General features: G+C 68.8%; 10 protein-coding genes and 1 pseudogene. 2 read left to right on the forward strand and 9 right to left on the reverse strand.

Features of this window, described 5'->3' with window-relative positions:
* Nucleotides 1–925: pseudogene (locus QMG61_RS01405) on the forward strand (NAD-glutamate dehydrogenase domain-containing protein); the annotation flags it as partial.
* Between the two features lie 58 nt (nucleotides 926–983).
* On the opposite strand, the gene QMG61_RS01410 reads toward QMG61_RS01405, so the two are convergent.
* The 3 genes from QMG61_RS01410 to QMG61_RS01420 form a co-directional block, all read right to left on the reverse strand.
* Nucleotides 984–1613 (reverse strand): MBL fold metallo-hydrolase, encoded by a 630-nt coding sequence (locus QMG61_RS01410; RefSeq protein WP_283492538.1) that lies wholly within the window; start codon nucleotides 1611–1613, stop codon nucleotides 984–986.
* Nucleotides 1613–2707, reverse strand: coding sequence for an S-(hydroxymethyl)mycothiol dehydrogenase (locus QMG61_RS01415; protein ID WP_283492539.1), 1095 nt, complete (start codon nucleotides 2705–2707; stop codon nucleotides 1613–1615). The genes QMG61_RS01410 and QMG61_RS01415 overlap by 1 nt, the downstream gene beginning before the upstream one ends.
* Nucleotides 2708–3017: 310 nt before the next feature.
* Nucleotides 3018–3800 carry a potassium channel family protein gene (locus tag QMG61_RS01420; protein WP_283492540.1) on the reverse strand — a complete coding sequence of 261 codons (783 nt, stop codon included), beginning with the start codon at nucleotides 3798–3800 and terminating at the stop codon, nucleotides 3018–3020.
* A 191-nt stretch (nucleotides 3801–3991) separates the two neighbouring features.
* On the opposite strand from QMG61_RS01420, the gene QMG61_RS01425 reads away from it, so the two are divergent.
* Entirely contained in the window at nucleotides 3992–4891 is a 900-nt protein-coding gene (locus tag QMG61_RS01425; RefSeq protein ID WP_283492541.1) for a DarT ssDNA thymidine ADP-ribosyltransferase family protein, read from the forward strand.
* Between the two features lie 4 nt (nucleotides 4892–4895).
* On the opposite strand, the gene QMG61_RS01430 is transcribed toward QMG61_RS01425, so the two are convergent.
* The 6 genes from QMG61_RS01430 to QMG61_RS01455 form a co-directional block, all read right to left on the reverse strand.
* Complete coding sequence (locus QMG61_RS01430; protein ID WP_283492542.1) at nucleotides 4896–7166, reverse strand: putative bifunctional diguanylate cyclase/phosphodiesterase; 2271 nt, start codon at nucleotides 7164–7166, stop codon at nucleotides 4896–4898.
* 140 nt (nucleotides 7167–7306) lie between these two features.
* On the reverse strand, nucleotides 7307–7861 hold the full coding sequence (locus QMG61_RS01435) for an MOSC domain-containing protein (protein WP_283492543.1): 555 nt from the start codon (nucleotides 7859–7861) through the stop codon (nucleotides 7307–7309).
* A 192-nt stretch (nucleotides 7862–8053) separates the two neighbouring features.
* Nucleotides 8054–10888, reverse strand: a complete 2835-nt coding sequence (locus QMG61_RS01440) for a cation-translocating P-type ATPase (protein WP_283492544.1) — start codon at nucleotides 10886–10888, stop codon at nucleotides 8054–8056.
* A gap of 36 nt (nucleotides 10889–10924) precedes the next feature.
* A complete protein-coding gene (locus QMG61_RS01445; RefSeq protein ID WP_283492545.1) occupies nucleotides 10925–11716 on the reverse strand; it encodes an AMIN-like domain-containing (lipo)protein in 792 nt (263 codons plus the stop codon).
* 146 nt (nucleotides 11717–11862) lie between these two features.
* Nucleotides 11863–14163 (reverse strand): putative bifunctional diguanylate cyclase/phosphodiesterase, encoded by a 2301-nt coding sequence (locus tag QMG61_RS01450; protein ID WP_283492546.1) that lies wholly within the window; start codon nucleotides 14161–14163, stop codon nucleotides 11863–11865.
* Nucleotides 14160–16418: a putative bifunctional diguanylate cyclase/phosphodiesterase gene (locus QMG61_RS01455; protein ID WP_283492547.1), complete on the reverse strand. Its 2259-nt coding sequence runs from the start codon at nucleotides 16416–16418 to the stop codon at nucleotides 14160–14162. The genes QMG61_RS01450 and QMG61_RS01455 overlap by 4 nt, the downstream gene beginning before the upstream one ends.
* Between the last annotated feature and the right edge of the window lie 113 nt (nucleotides 16419–16531).

Consider the following 16531-nt stretch of genomic DNA (forward strand, 5'->3'; position numbering starts at 1 on the left):
GTTCGGCGGCACCCTGCGCCGGTACTTCCCGAAGCAGCTGGCCGAGAGATTCGACGCCGAGCTCGACACGCATCCGCTGCGCCGGGAGATCATCGCGACCGTGGTGGCGAACGACATGATCAACCTCGGCGGGGTGACGTTCGCGTTCCGCGCGATGGAGGAGACCTCGGCCAACCCGGCCGCGATCGCCCGGGCGTTTGTCGCCCTGCGGGAGATCTTCGAGCTCGACGTGATGGTCGACGAGCTCAACGCCCTGCCGTCCTCGTTCCCGACCGAGCGGTGGACCGCGATCCACCTGGACATTCGCCGGCTGCTCGACCGGGCCGTGCGCTGGCACGTCAACCACGGCAGCACCCAAACGGTGGCCGAGGTCGTCGCACAGTACAAGCCGCAAATCGACCTGATCCGCGCCAACCTGGGTGACTACGTGCAGGGCGGCGACCTGAAACGCCTGCACTCGATGCTGGTGAAGTCGCACGAGTGGGGCCTCCCCGAGGACCTCGGTCACCGCTGGACCGAACTGTTCGAAGCCTTCGCGCTGCTCGACGTGGCGAAGATCGCCGCTCAGGAGGACGCCCCGATGACGGATGTCGCGGGGGTGTACTACGCGGCGTACGACCGGTTCGGCGTCGACAACCTGCTCGAGCGCATCACCGCCCTGCCGCGCAAGGACCGGTGGCAGGCCCTGGCCCGCGCCGCCCTCCGCGACGACCTCTATTCAACGGTGGCCGACATGACCGTGGCCGTGCTGGCCGCCACGGATGCCGGCGGCGCGGAGGAGCGCGTGCTCGCCTGGGAGGCCCTCAACGCGGAAAAGCTCGCCAGGGCCCGGAGCGTGTTCGAGGAAGTCAATGCGCTCGGGCAGGACGACATGGCGTCACTGTCGGTGGCGCTGCGGCTCCTGCGCTCGATCGTGCGGCAGTAGGCCGGGCGCCGCGGTCGAGCGTCCGCGGCCAAGCGTCCGCGGCCCTGCCCGCACCGGGTTAGTGGCCGCGGGCGATCCACTCGGCGAGGTGCTCGGCCTCGGCGCCGATCGTCGTCGATTCGCCGTGCCCGGTGAGCACGACGGTCTCCGGCGGCAGCGTCAGCAGGCGGTCCCTTATCGACTCGATGATCGTGGGGAAGTCGCTGAATGAGCGGCCGGTGGCCCCCGGACCGCCGTGGAAGAGCGTGTCCCCGGTGAACACCGTGCCCAGCTCCTGGGCGTAGAAGCAGACCGCTCCGGGGGAGTGGCCCGGGGTGTGCAGCACTTCCAGGTCGATCCCGGCCACCGTGATGCGCTGCCCGTGCTCGAGCGGGCGGGTCGGCGGGGCATCCGGGTAGACCCGGTCCCAGAGCATCATGTCGCCCGGCTGGAGGTAGGTGGGCGCGTCGCGCGCCGCCAACACCGCGCCGAGCGCGCCGATGTGGTCATCGTGGGCGTGGGTGGAGAGCACCCCCATCAGCATCCGGTCGCCGACCGCGGTCAGGATGGCGTCGGCGTCGTGGGCCGCGTCGATGATCACGCACTCGGCGTCGTCGCCGACGATCCACACGTTGTTGTCCACATTCCAGATGCCGCCGTCGAGGCTGAAGGTGCCCGAGGTGACGAGGTGATCGATCCGGGCGACCATCAGAGCACCACGACCGAGCGCAACACATCGCCGCGGGCCATCTTCTCGAAGGCCTCCTCGATGTGGCCGATGCCGATGCGCTCGCTGACGAACTGGTCGAGCGGCAGCCGGCCCTGCAGGTAGAGGTCGGTGAGCATCGGGAAGTCACGTTCGGGCAGGCAGTCGCCGTACCAGGAAGACTTGAGCGACCCGCCGCGGCCGAACACATCGAGCAGCGGGATCTCGAGCATCATCTCGGGTGTCGGCACCCCGACCAGCACCACGGTTCCGGCCAGGTCGCGGGCGTAGAAGGCCTGGCGCCAGGTCTCGGGGCGACCGACCGCGTCAATGGCGACGTCGGCGCCGAAGCCGCCGGTCAGCGCCTGCACGGCCGCGACCACGCCGTCCTCGTCGAGGTCCGACGAGTCGATGGTGTGGGTGGCGCCGAGCTGCTGCGCCTTGGCGAGCTTCTTCGCGTCCCGGTCGACCGCGATGATGACGGATGCCCCGGCCAGCCGGGACCCGACGATCGCCGCGTTGCCGACGCCGCCGCATCCGATCACGGCGACCGAGTCGCCGTGGCTCACGTTGCCCGTGTTCATGGCGGCACCGATTCCGGCCATGATGCCGCAGCCGAGGAGGCCGACCGCGGCGGGGTCGGCCGCCGGGTTCACCTTGGTGCACTGCTTGGCGTGCACGAGGGTCTTCTCGGCGAACGCGCCGATGCCGAGCGCGGGGCTGAGTTCGGTGCCATCGGTGAGGGTCATCTTCTGGGTGGCATTGAACGTGTTGAAGCAGTACCAGGGCTCGGCCCGCTTGCAGGCCCGGCACTCGCCGCACACGGCGCGCCAGTTGAGCACGACGAAGTCGCCGACCTCCAGATTGGTCACCCCGGTGCCGATCACGCTGACCCGGCCGGCGGCCTCGTGGCCGAGCAGGAAGGGGAAGTCGTCGTTGATGCCGCCCTCCTTGTAGTGGAAGTCGGTGTGGCAGACGCCGCAGGTTTCGATGTCGACGATGACCTCACCGGGGCCGGGGTCGGGAATCACGATGTCGACGAGCTCAACGGGGGCGCCCTTCGACCGAGCGATGACGCCGTGAACGGTTGTCGACATGGAACTCCAAATCTCGCCTGGGCAGACGATCGGGGAATCCTCCAGACTACCCAACAAGCTCTCGCTCACGCCCAGGCGGATCTCCGAGTCAGGCGGCGAACTCCTCGCAGCGGTCGCACCACCAATGACCGGCAAGGGGCTCCATGATGTTGAAACAGGAGATGCAGGTCGGTCTCGGCAGGAACTCATCGGGGTGCATCGTGGATCTCAATTCCGATGTCGAAGCGACTCCCCAGACCAGATCGGACTTTCGCTCACCTTTTATCCTAAGCTGGTTAGCGACCTGGTGTCCAGAGCGGATTCTGCCAACTCACTCCGGATCGTCGCCGCCCGCGTCGCCGCCCCTCCGCGCGGCGAGCCGGGCGACCATGGCCTTGAGCTCGGCGATCTCGTTCGCGAGCAGATCGAGTTTGTCCTCGCTGACGTCGAGTTCGGCCTTGATCTCCTCCTCCGCCTCCCGGTTGGCCGAGGCGAACCACGCGGCGATGAACGCGGTCAGCGTTCCGATCAGGGCGATCCCGGTGGCGACGAGACCCACCGTGACGAGCCGTCCCTCGGCCGTCACCGGGTAGAGGTCGCCGAAGCCCACGGTCGCCATCGTGACGAACGACCACCACCAGCCTTCCCAGACCGAGTGGATGTTCGCCCCGACCGCGCCGCGCTCAGCATCCGTGACCGCGAGCCCGGCGATGAACCAGACCGAAACCGCAGTCACGGCCGCGTAGGTCATCACCCGGTTCTTGAGCTTCTTGCTCACCCGTCGGGCGGAGAGGATGACGATCGAGAGCACGCGCAGCGCCCGCAGCGGACGGAACAGCGGCAGAACGACCACGACCAGATCGAGCAGGTGAGTGCGCACGAACCGCAGCCGGTCGTGCGCGAGCGACAGACGCACGATGAAGTCGACGGCGAAGGCCGCCCAGGTGCCGATCTCGATCCACTCGAGCAGTATCCGCCAGCCCGGGCCGATCCCGGGAGTGATGATCGGCGCGGCATAGGCCACCAGAAAGGCGAAGCCCAGCACCAGGAGTGGCTTGTCGGTCAACTGTTCCCAGCGCGCACTCCGGGTCAGCGCCACCTCGTCTGCGGCCACCCGATGCCTCCCGACCTGTTGATCCCATCGTATTCCGCGCCGAGCCGCCCATCCGCGAGTAAACCCCAAGCGCCGCCAATTGCCCCGATCGGTCACCATTCGGGCCCAAACCCCCGTACCGTTGATATGTGGTCTTCGAGCATGGGTCTTGAAGCGGTGGGGGCCACAAAACACGAAAGGTTTTTCTCAGCTTGAGCGACGAATGTATCCACGGACTTGAAGGCGGGCTCTGCGCCCTGTGTTTCCCGAAGGCCGCTCCTGAAATCGCGGCGACCGTGCCGGCGCCCCGAGCCAGCCGTGCCAAGGCTGCGCGTGCCCCGTCGCTGCGCAGCTCGCCGTCACCGCGAACGGTGACGCTCGGCGGGCCCGCTCCAGTCCGCACCGCGCCGGTGGTCAGCCGCACCAAGACCCCAACCGACAACGTCGGTGAGCAGCGGATTTACCACGTCACTCACATTCGCAACCTCGCCGGCATCCTCGAGAGCGGTGCCCTGCTGGCCGACACGAACGAGGCCTGGACGACGCGCCCGACCGTGGACATTTCCTCGGCCCCGAACCGGGACGCTCGTCGCACCGCGCTGGTCGCGGGCGATGGCAGCGCCAGCGTCGCCGGCTATGTCCCGTTCTTCCTGTCGCCGAACGCCAGGCTCTGGGACGGGCTCCTCACCGGAACGGCGGATCCCCGCCTCTCCTCCGACGCGCACAGCGCCGAGGTCTTCGATTTCGTCATCCTGGTCAGCACGGTCAAGAAGCTGCGTGACGCCCGGGCTGCGGCCGACGACGCGGCCGCCGCCGCGGTTGCGGTGACCGACGGCGATGCCGCGGGTGCCCTGACCCGCATCGGTGCCACGCCGGATGCCTCGGACTCCCTGCTTCGCCGCCTTCGGGCGGATGCGGATTCCGACGCGATCCTGCGCGCCGAACTGCTCGTCGCCGAAACATTCCCGTTCGAGCTGATCACCCTCGTCGGCGTAGCCAACGACAAGGTGCGCGATGAGGTGCGGGGCATCCTCGCCGGCTCGACCCACAAGCCGAAGGTCGCCGTGTACCCGCCGTGGTTCCATGCCGCGGAGACCACGACCGCGCCGTAGGGCGTCAGTTGGTGGCGTGTGCGCCTTCCTCGGCGAGGAAGGACGCACCGCGGGTCGTGAGCCACGTCACCAGCTCGGCCGCGGGCACCGGGCGGGAGATGAAGTAGCCCTGCGCCTGGTCGCAGCCGTAGAGGGACAACTCGGCCAGTGCATCGGCGGTCTCGACTCCCTCGGCCACCATCCGCAGATCGAGGCTGTGGGCGAGGTCGATCGTGGACGCCACCAGGGCGGCCGCCCGCGGGTCGTCCTGCATCGGGGTCAGGAACGAGCGGTCGAGCTTGAGCTCGTCGATGGGCAGGTCGCGCAGGTAGGCCAGGGAACTGTACCCGGTTCCGAAGTCGTCGATCGAGATGCGCACGCCGATATCGCGCAACCGGGTCAGGCTGGCCCGGGCGAGGGCGTAATCCTGCATCAGGTACTCCTCGGTGATTTCGAGGATGAGCGCGGAGGCCGGCAGACCGCGAGCGTCGAGCATCGCGGCGATCCGCTCGGGCAGTGCCGCGTCGAGCAGGGAGCTGGGGGACAGGTTGACGGAAATCGTGAGTCGGATCTCGCGCAGCATCCACACCGCCGCCTGGTCGAGGGCCTGGGCGAGCAGAATCCGGGTCATCTCCTGCATCAGCCCGGCCTCCTCGACCAGTGGCAGGAATTCCCCTGGCTGGAGCAGCCCGCGGCAGGGATGGTTCCAGCGCACGAGGGCCTCCACGTTGTGCACCTCACCGGTGGTCAGATCCAGTTTCGGCTGGTAGTGGAGCACCAGCTGGTCGGACACCAGGGCCACGCGCAGTTCGTGCAGGGTGCGAAGCCGGGTGCCGAAGTCGCTGTCGTCGGCGTTTGTGTACACGTGGTAGCCGACGCGGGACGTCTTGGCCTTGTACATCGCCATGTCCGCTTTGCGGAGCAGCCCGTTGAAATCGGTGCCCTGCTCCGGATAGCAGGCGATTCCGATACTCACATTGGTGTGCAGGGCAATGCCCTCCAGGGTGAACGTTTCGGCGATGGCCGCGCGCAGGACGATCGCCTTGACGATCGCGTCGTGCGGGTCGGCCTTCGCGAGGAGAACGGCGAATTCGTCGCCGCCGAGCCGGGCGAGCAGGTCGCCGGGTCCGAGTTGGCGGGTCAGCCGGAGCCCGACCTGGATGAGCAGGCGGTCGCCGACGTCATGGCCGAGGCTGTCGTTGACCTCCTTGAACCGGTCGAGGTCCATCAAGAGCAGGGCGGTTCCGGTCTGCTCGGCGCAGGCCAGCCGTGGGGAGGCCTCGGCGTAGAGCGCCCGCCGGTTGGGAAGTCCGGTGAGCTGGTCGGTGCGGGCCTGGTGGCTCAGCACCCGCTGCCGGAAAGCGAGCGGCGCGGTGGCCAGGGTCATCGTCAGTGCGGCCATCACGACGGCGAGCGTCGACACGTGCGTGCGGGTGCCGGCGATCAGCACGGCCAGCCCGGCGATCGTGGCGATCCCCGGCACCAGCAGGGCGGAGCCGGGGACGCGTTTGCGGCCTCGCGAACTTTCGGGCCCTGAGGAGGCGAACACCCAGAGCGCGATCAGCGCCAGCCCGCCGGCCCAGCCGACTTCGAGGGGGGCGCGGGAGAGGGAGATGGCGCCAGAATCGCTGAGGAAGAACGCGAGGTCGGCGCTGGTGAAGAAGGCCAGACCCGCGACCAGAAGTATCCATCGACGCCCGATGAAGAGGCCGCGGGAGGTGGCCAGGCCGGCGAGGGTGGCCGCGAGCAGGATGTCCAGCACGGAGTAGGCGGTGATCACCGTGCTGGCGAGGGTCTCGGGGCCCGCGGTCGCGGAACTCGTGATGCGGGTGAGGATCACGACCAGGATCGTGGCCGTGCCGGAAGCGCCGACGGCCGAATCGAGCAGAACCGAACGCGAGAGCCCTTGGAGCTGCCGGTGCACCAACACTCCGAGCGCGCAGAGCATCAGCGTGTAGAAGACGAGGTAGCCCGCGTCGGCGGCTGTCGGGAACGGTCGGACGGCGGTGTTGTGTACGACGAAGTAGAAGTAGCTGTCGGCGATGGCGTTCACCGTGATGCCGATGGTGACCAGGACGGCCTCCGCGCGAGGCCGATCAACCTTCAGGAGCGCCAGCAGGCAGATGATGGCCGGCAGCCAACGGGTCAGGGTCGCGAACACATTGTCGAACACCGCGCTGTCTGCTTCGCCCTTCAGCACCAGGCCCACCGCGTACACCGAGATCAGGGACCCGAGCAGCCAGGCAGGCCAGCTGGCGTGCCAGCGGAAGGCGGCGGCCAGGGCGGATCTCGTCATCTCTTGCACTTTCGCTCGCACGTGGTTCCCCCTGATCACCTTAGCGGCGCGGGGGCGCTGAGGTGGGTGTTTGCGTCGGTGTCGGGCGGGCGCCGGGTCAGGCACGCGCGTCGGTGAGGCGGGTGGGTCGGACTGGGCGGTCAGACGACGCCGAGCGGCAGCTGTTCCCCGGCCGGCAGCTCGACCCGGATCGCGTCGCCGGGGGTCACGGTGCCGCCGCGAACGACGATGCCCATTACGCCGGCCTTGCGCACGACCTGGCCGGCGGCATCCGTGCCGATCAGCGTCTTCATCAGGCCCTTTTGATAGCCGTTGATCTCGGAACACGGGCTGCGGAGCCCGGTGATCTGCACCACGGCGTCGTCGCCGAGGTGGAGGCGGGTGCCCAGAGCCAGATGGATCAGGTCGATTCCACGGGTCGTGACGTTCTCGCCGAGCTCGCCCGGATCGACCTGGTAGCCGAGCGTGGCCAGCTCGGCGAAAAGTTCGGCCGGGATGAAGTGCACCTGGGTGAGGTTGGCGGCGGTCGGGTCCTTGGCGACGAGATAGCGGTGCTGCACCGTTGCGCCGGCGTGGGCGTCACCCTCCACACCGAAACCCTCGATCAGGCGGATGCCGGCGGTGACGGGCTTGCTGAACCGATGCCGCTCGTCTCGGCTCACCGACACCACCGCGCTCTGCCCACTCGGATTCATGCGCTCGAGTCTGCCATACCGGCGGCGAGGTCGGCGCGTGCCGCGGGCCGCCCGTCGCGGCCCACCTTAGGGAAGCGGGCGCGCCGAGGAACGCGCGCCCGCTTCCCTAATACGTGCCGCGAGTGAGCACAGGGGCGAGCGGGCACAGGGGCGACGGGCACAGGCGACGGGGGCGGACGGGGTCGGGTGGGGTCAGCGGCGGGCGAGTGCGCGCAGGAGCAGCTTGCGCAGTTCCTCCGCCCACAGCACGACGGATGCCATCCCCACGCAGATCGCCCATTGTCCGGCATCGAGCGAGGCCGTTCCGAACGCGGTCTGGAGCAGGGGCAGCTCGACCACGACCAACTGCAACAGCACCGCGAGGCCGAGTGACGCCCAGAGCCACGGGTTCACGAACAGGTGGTGGAACGCGCTGGTCGATGCCGAACGGGCGTTCAGGGTGTTGAACAGCTGGGCGAAGACGAGCGTGGTGAAGCCGGCGGTGCGAGCGACGGCCAGGCTGTCCTGGCCGCCGGGGAGCAGTCCACCGGGCAGGAACAGGTCGATGGTGGCGAGGGTGACCACGGCCATGACGAGGCCGGTGTAGAGGATGCCCACCCACATCCTCAGATCGATCGCCCGAGCGTTCGGGTCGCGCGGCGCCCGGGCCATCACGTCGTCGATTTCGGGGTCGACCCCCATGGCCAGGGCCGGTCCCGAATCGGTGACCAGGTTGATCCAGAGGATCTGGGTGACCAGCAGCGGCAGCACCACGGCCTCGGTGCTCGCCCCGGCCAGGCCGAGGGCGCCGGCGAAGAGCACTCCGAGGAACACGGTGAGCACCTCGCCCATGTTCGAGGAGAGCAGGTAGCGAAGGAACTTCTTGATGTTGTCGAGGATGACCCGGCCCGCTCGAACCGCGGCGACGATGGTGGCGAAGTTGTCGTCGAGGAGGATCATCTTCGCCGCCTCCCGGGTCACCTCCGTGCCCGTGATGCCCATCGCCACGCCGATGTCCGCGGACTTCAGGGCGGGTGCGTCGTTGACGCCGTCGCCGGTCATCGCGACGATGTCCCCGTTGGCCTGCAGCGCGTCGACGATGCGCAGCTTGTGGTGGGGGGAGACCCGGGCGAAGACCGACGTGGTGCGCACGGCGGCCCGCATCCCGGCTTCGTCGAGCCGGTCGAGTTCGAGGCCGGAGAGGGCCGTCGCGTCCGGCCCGACCAGGCCGAGGTCGCCGGCGATCCTGGCGGCGGTGACCGGGTGGTCGCCGGTGATCATGACCACCCGCACTCCGGCCCGGTGCGCCTCTGCGATCGCCGTCCTGACCTCGGCCCGCGGCGGGTCGATGATCCCGGCCACGCCGGCGTAGACGAGGTCGTGTTCGTCGTCTTCGCCGAGCGGCGTGGTGGTCCCGTCGGCGCGGCTGTAGGCGACGCCCAGCGTGCGGTAGGCCTGCTCGGTCAGCTCCTGCACGTCGGCGAGGGCCTGACTGCGCAGCTGGTCGGTCATCGGAACCACGACGTCGCCGACCTGCATCTCCGAGCAGAGCCGCAGCAGCACATCGGGCGCACCCTTGCTGAAGATGCGCAGGGTTCCGTCGTTTCGTTCCTGATGCAGGGTGGACATCATCTTGCGGTCGGAGGTGAAGGGCATCTCATCGATCCGCTTGAAGCGGGCCATGTTGCCGTGGGTGCCGTCGAGTTTGCCGGCGGCGACGAGGAAGGCCGCCTCGGTGGGGTCGCCCTGAATCTGCCAGTCGCCGTCCTGCTCGGTCAGTTGAGCGTTGTTGGCCAGGGCCCCGGCACCGAGCACGAGTTGCACCTCGGCCAGGACTGCCGGGTCGGTGAGCGGTTCGCCGCCCAGCAGCACGTCGCCGTGCGGCCGGTAGCCGACCCCCGTGAGGTCCACTCGTCCCGACGCGGTCAGCACCCGCTGGATGGTCATTTCGTTCCGGGTCAGGGTGCCGGTCTTGTCGCAGCAGATGACGGATGCCGACCCCAGCGTCTCCACGGACTTCAGGTTCTTGACGACCGCGTTCCGGGTGGCCATCCGCTGCACCCCGATCGAGAGGATCACCGACAGGATCGCCGGCAGCCCTTCGGGCACCGCGGCGACGGCGAGCGACACACCGAGCAGGAACACGGTGACGAAACCGGCCGGGGTGGAGACCCCCTGCACGAGCACGATGGTGAGCATCACGACGATCGCGATCGCGATCACGACCCTGCTCAGCATCCGGCCGATGGCGCTGATCTCGATTTGCAGGGGAGTCGGGTTGGCCACGGTGGACTCGAGCATGGTCGCAATGGCGCCGACCTCCGTGTGCATGCCGGTGCTCGTGACGACGGCCCGGCCCACGCCCTGGCTGACGGCGGTGCCCTTGAAGACCATATCTCGGCGCTCGCCGAGGGCTGCGGGCTCGGTCAGGGTGTGCGCGTCCTTGCTGACGGTGCCGCTCTCCCCGGTGAGCGAGGCCTCTTCGACGCGGAGGGACTTCGCCGAGACCAGCCGGGCATCCGCGCCGATGCGCTCGCCCTCGCCGAGCACCAGCAGATCGCCGCGCACGAGGCTGCGGCTCGGAACGCTGAGTAACTCGCCTCCGCGCAGCACGGTGGAGGATGCCGCGGTCAGGCCGGCCAGGGCGGCAACGGCATTGTCTGCCCTGGCCTCCTGCACGAACCCGAGCACCGCGTTGAGCACCACGATCGCGGCGATGACGATGGCGTCGACGGGCAGGCCGGGCGCGCCTTCGATCAGCCAGGCCCCGACCGACACCGCGGTCGCGGCCAGCAGCAGATAGATCAGCGGGTCCTGGAACTGCGCGAGCACCTTGCGCCACGTCCGCGTCGTCGGGGCGGCGTCGAGTTCGTTCGGGCCATCGGCGGCCAGACGCTCGGCGGCATCCTCCGGCGTCAGGCCGAGTGTGACATCCGTGCCGAGCAGGCGCACGATCTCCTCCACGTCGACGACGGAGGGATCGGGTATCGACGAATTCAGCGGTGCATCAGCGAGCGCTGCCGGGTCGAGCGGTGCCTGATCGTCCATGGAGTGGAGGGCCTCATCTCTGGCGACAACGGTTGCCTACTTCCAGTGTCTCGCATCGATCTGGATGGCCACGACGTACAGGTGACGGCCCTGCTCGATCTTCTCCACCTCGTAGACCCGAACCGGGGTAAGCGCCCTCGCTTCCATCGGGCGGCCGATGCCGATGCCGTAGCTGACGTAGCCCTCGAAATCGCCGGCGGGCGTGTACCGCTTGATTGCCGTGAAGCCGACGAAGGGCGGCGGGGAGGCGACGATGCTCGACCGGCCGTCCTCGGTGTGGGCCTGCGCGGAGTGGAAGACGACCCGAAGCACCGTGTTCGTGCCGGGCATCGGGATCGGCAGGCCGCTGGCGTCGCCGACGAGCCGGGGCACGAATTCCAGCTCGTAGCCGGGGAAACCCCCCGCGAAGCGGAAGCTCATCTGGTCGAAGGCGGGGGTGTCCGACGGATGCGCGCCCACCCCGATCGAGTAGAGGTAGGGCAAGGGAGGCTCGGGCGGCGGCGCGATCGGGATGGCGTTGTCGTGCAGCACCGTGATCGGCCGGCCGGGGCCGGGCCAGATCCAGTCCTGGGACAGTCGCGACGAGATCACCCTGTCGCCGGTCAGCGGCGGCTCGGTCTCATCCGGCGGCGGGGTGCCGGGCGGGGTGCCGGGCGTCGTGTCGGTCGGCGACGGGACAGCGGTCCCCGGCGCCGTGCTCGACGGCGGTTCGGTTCCGCTGACAAGCGGCTGCCATGGCGCGCAGCCGGTCAGCGCGACGACCACGGACAGACCCAGCAGGAGGCCGACCCTGCGGCGGATCCGACCCGGAGGGCACCGAGAGTCCATCATCATCCCCAATCGGCCGTCACCGAATCGCGGCGAACGCCACCAGCGGAAACCGGTCTAATCGTTGTCTACTCCCCGGCGGGACGGCAGGCAAGGTCGAGCGCCCCGGCTCTGGGATTGACGGGCCGGGGCGGCGGGATCGACGCTCAGCTGCCGCCGATGATCGCCGTGAGCTTGCGGTCTGCGAGCCAGCCGGTCAGCTCCTCGGCGGGAACCGGCCGGGAAACCAGATAACCCTGCGCGTAGTCGCAGCCGAAGCTCACCAGGTCGGCGTAGGCGACGCTGTTCTCGACTCCCTCGGCCACCATCTGCAACCCCAGGCTGTGTGCCAGGGCGATCGCGGAGGAAACAAGCGTGGCGGCCCGCTCGTTGTCGATCATCGGAAAGACGAAGGACTGGTCGAGCTTGAGCTCGTCGATGGGAAGGTCGCGCAGGTAGGCCAGGGAACTGTAGCCGGTGCCGAAGTCGTCCACGGAGATGCGCACGCCGAGGGCTCGCAGCCGGGTGAGGATGTCCCTGGCTCGCTCCCGGTCGTTCAGCAGGAACTCCTCGGTGACCTCGAGGGTCAGCACGGATGCCGCGAGGCCGCGTGAGGCGATCATGGCGCCGACCCGATCGGGCAGGTCGCGGTCGACCAGGGAGCTGGCCGAGAGATTCACGGCCATCGTCAGCGATTCGCCAGAAGCCCGCCAGAGTGCCGCCTGGTCGAGTGCCTTCTCCAACACGATCCGGGTGAGGGTCGGCATGAGGCCGGCTTCCTCGACGAGGTCGAGGAAGTGCTCCGGCAGAAGCAGACCACGGGTTGGGTGATTCCAGCGAACGAGAGCTTCGACGCCCCGCACATCGCCCGTGGCCAGGTCGACCTTGGGCTGGTAGTGCAGCTCCAGCTGGTCGGCCTGGACGGCAAATCGCAGCTCTTCCAGGGTGCGCAGGCGAACGTCGCCGTGGCTGTCGTCGTCGCTCTGGTAGACGTGGTGACCGGTGCGCGCGGACTTGGCCTTGTACATGGCCATATCGGCCTTGCGCATCAGGGAGGTCAGATCAGCGCCGTTGTCGGGGTGCACCGCGATGCCCATGCTGGAGCTGGAATGCAGCGTGATGCCTTCGAGAAGGAAGGGTTCGGCCAGTGCCACCCGAAGCTTCCGTGCGACGACGACGGCTTCGTCGCTGCCCGAGTTTGCGAGCAGGATGGCGAATTCATCGCCGCCGAGCCGGGCCAGTAGATCGGCGGCCCGGAGTTGGCTCGCCAGGCGTGCGCCCACCTGCACCAGCAGCCGGTCGCCCACGTGGTGGCCGAGGCTGTCGTTGATCTCCTTGAACCGGTCGAGGTCGAGCAGCAACAGGGCGCTCTGCCGGCCGCTTTCGACGGAGCCGAGTCGGCCCGGCGCGTCGGCGTAGAAGGATCGCCGGTTCGGTAAGCCGGTGAGCTCGTCCGTGCGGGAGAGCATTCGGAGCGCCCGTTGCCTGCCGATGAGCGGGATCGTCGCCACGCCCATCGTGAGTGCGGCCAGCACCACGGCGAGGTTGGACACCGGAACCTGGCTGGCCAGAATGAGCACGCCCAGGCCGGCCAGGATGGAGACGGTCGGAACGGCGACGGCCGAGACGCTCCCCGCCGGGCGGGGGGAGGTCGACTGGGGCGTGCCGGATCGAACGATCCACAGGGTGATCATGGCGATCGCGATGGTCCAGAGGGCGTCAAGGGGAGTGCCGATGACATAGGCCTGCGGGGCGAGCGCGAACACCACATCGGCGCCCGTGAACAGCAGCAGTCCGGAAACGAGCAAAATCCAGCGGCGGCCGGTCTCCGCCCCGTGGGACGCGATGATCCCGGCGATGGCCGCGAGCAACAGCAAATCGAGCAGGGGGTAGGCGAGGGCGACCGCGGTGCCGAGGGACGGCGGCGCGGCGGCGGCCTCGTCGAGCACGGGGGTAAGGACGACCGCGAGTAGCGAGGCGGCGCCGAGTGACCCCACGACGCTGTCCAGGACCATCGATCTGGTGGAGCCGCGCAGCTGGCGCCGAACGAGCACGCCGAGGGATGCCAGGAACAGGACGTAGAAGAGCAGGTACCCGGCGTCCGACGGCGCGGGGTAGGTGGCCACACCCGTCCCCTGCTGGATCAGTTCCTGGGTATCGGCGAGCGTGTTCGCGGTCACCGCGGCGGCGGCGAGGAGCAACTCCGGGCGTCCGTAACCTTCCCGGCCTCCGCGGCCCACGCTTCGGCCGACCCGACGGCCACGACCTGCCCCGTAGGCGGCGAACCAGCTCACTGCGACGCAGGTCCACACCGAGGCCATCGCCAGGAACCCGTCGACGAATGGGTTGAACCCCGAGTCCGGGATCATCAGGCCCACCGTGTAGGCAAGGACCAGGCCGCCCATGACCCAGAGCGACCAGTGGATCCGCGCCGAGGTCACGCCGGCGGCAATGTTTCGCAGGCTCACGCGGTGCCCGCCGAAATCTCACGCTGGGCGAGCCACAGGTCCAGGTCTGCCGCCGCAACGGGTCGGCAGATGAAATAGCCCTGCGCGTAGTCGCAGCCGTAACGCACCAGCTCGTCGTAGGCGACTTCGTTCTCGACGCCTTCGGCCACCATCCGCAATCCCAGGCCGTGGGCCAGGTCGATGGTGGACGCGACGAGGGCCGCGGCCCTGGCGTCCTCCGCCATCGGGAAGACGAAGGACTGATCGAGTTTGAGCTCGTCGATGGGAAGGTCTCGCAGGTAGGCGAGCGAGCTGTAACCGGTGCCGAAGTCGTCGACGGAGATCCGGATGCCGCCGCCGCGCAGCCGGGCCAGGACGTCCTTGGCGCGTTCCCGGTCTGCCATCAGGAACTCCTCGGTGATTTCCAAGGTGAGGGCGGATGCGGGCAGTTCGCGGCTCTCGATCATCTCGGCGACCCGCTCGGGCAGTTGGGCGTCGACCAGGGAGCTGGCCGAGAGATTGACCGCGACGGTGAATGAGCGCCCGGCGGCCAGCCAGACGACCGCCTGGTCCAGGGCCTGGCACAGCACCACCTGGGTCAGGGAATGCATCAGGCCGGATTCCTCGGCCAGGGCGAGGAACTGGTCGGGGAAGAGCAGCCCCCTGGTGGGGTGGTTCCAGCGCACGAGGGCCTCGACCCCGTTCACCGTGCCGGTCTTGAGCTCGATCTTGGGCTGATAGTGAAGCACGAGCTGGTCGCCGGCCAGCCCCGTTCGCAGTTCCTGCAGGGTGCGGAGCCGGGTCGAGCCGTGCTTATTGTCCGCGCTGCGGTAGAGGTGGTGCCCGCTGTGGCTCGATTTGGCCTTGTACATGGCCATGTCGGCCCGTCGCAGCAGCCCGGTCAGGTCGTCGCCGTGCTCGGGGTAGAGCGCGATGCCGATGCTCGCGCTGGTCTGCAGGGCGATGCCCTCGAGGGTGAATGGCGCGGCGAGTGCGGCGCGGAGGCGCAGCGCGGCGGACTCGGCCTCGAGCTGCCCGGAATCGTTGAGCAGGATGGCGAATTCGTCACCGCCCAGTCGGGCGAGAAAGTCGCCCGGAGCCAACTCTGATGCCAGGCGGGAGCCGACCTGGATGAGCAGCCGGTCACCGGCATCGTGGCCGAGGCTGTCGTTGACCTCTTTGAACCGGTCGAGGTCGAGCAGGAGCAGCGAACGCGGTCGCTCGCGGTCGGCCGCAAGCTGCCCGTCCACGGCGGCGTACAGGGCCCGGCGGTTGGGCAGGCCGGTGAGGTCATCGGTGCGCAGCTGGCGGCGGAGGGCCCGCTGCCGGGAGATGAGCGGGAGCGTGGCGAGGGCCAGCGTCGTCGCCGCCAGCGCGATCGCGAACGGACTGACCGTCACCTGGCTCGAGAGCACGAGCACGCAGAGCGCCGCAATGGTCGACACCGCGGGAAGCACGAGCGCGGCCGCGTTTCGGGCTGCGTGGCCCGGAGCGGCATCCGGCCGCGTCGACGCGTCGAGCCAGACGACGACGAGGGCAAGGCCGATCATCCAGCCCGCATCCAGGGGAGTGCCGACGACGTAGCGGCCGCCCATGATCCCGAAGACGATGTCCGTGGACGCGAAGATCATCAGTCCGAGGACCAGCAGGATCCAGCGGCGGTCGGGTGCGGAACTCTGCGACGCGGCGACTCCGCCGACGGCCAGGGCGAGCACCAGACTGAACAACGGGTAGGCAACCGCGATGCTGCCGGAGGCGTCAGGCGAGGCCCCGCCGACGGAGTCGAGGAACGGGGTGAGGAACGCCGCCAGCACGGACGCCGCACCCAGCGCGCCGACGGCCCCGTCCAGGAGTACGGACCAGTCCAGCCCCCGGGCCCTGCGGCGCACCCGGAACCCGATCACGATGGTCATCAGCACGTAGAACAGAAGGTAGCCGACGTTGGTCGGAGAGGGAAAGGTCAGCACTTCGCCGCGACCGAGAGCGGACAGCTCGTAGACGTTGGCGGCGACGACGCCAGACACGGCGACCGCGGTCAGCACCAGCTCCGGATGGCCGCGCCCGGCGCGGCCGATCGCCATCCAGCACACCGTGAGCAGCACCAGCTGGGTGAGCATCGACAGCACACCGTCGATGAGCAGGTCGAAGCCGTTTCCGTCCAGGAGCAGGGTACCCGTGTAGGCGAAAACGAGGAGGCCCATGACCCACGACAGCCACATGGCTGACCGGCGGAAGTACCCGAGTACCGGACCCCGATAAAGTGCGAATTTATTCACGTGCAATGGAGCTCCCGGACTGGCGTGTGTTCAGAGTAGCAGCGTGATGCCGGATCGATGGGGCAGAAAGTCGCGAGTCGGGCGCCGTGTCGGGCCGCGTGCCGAGAAAAACC

Origin of the sequence: Cryobacterium sp. PH31-AA6, assembly GCF_030063195.1 — a bacterium.
Classification (GTDB): Bacteria; Actinomycetota; Actinomycetes; order Actinomycetales; family Microbacteriaceae; genus Cryobacterium.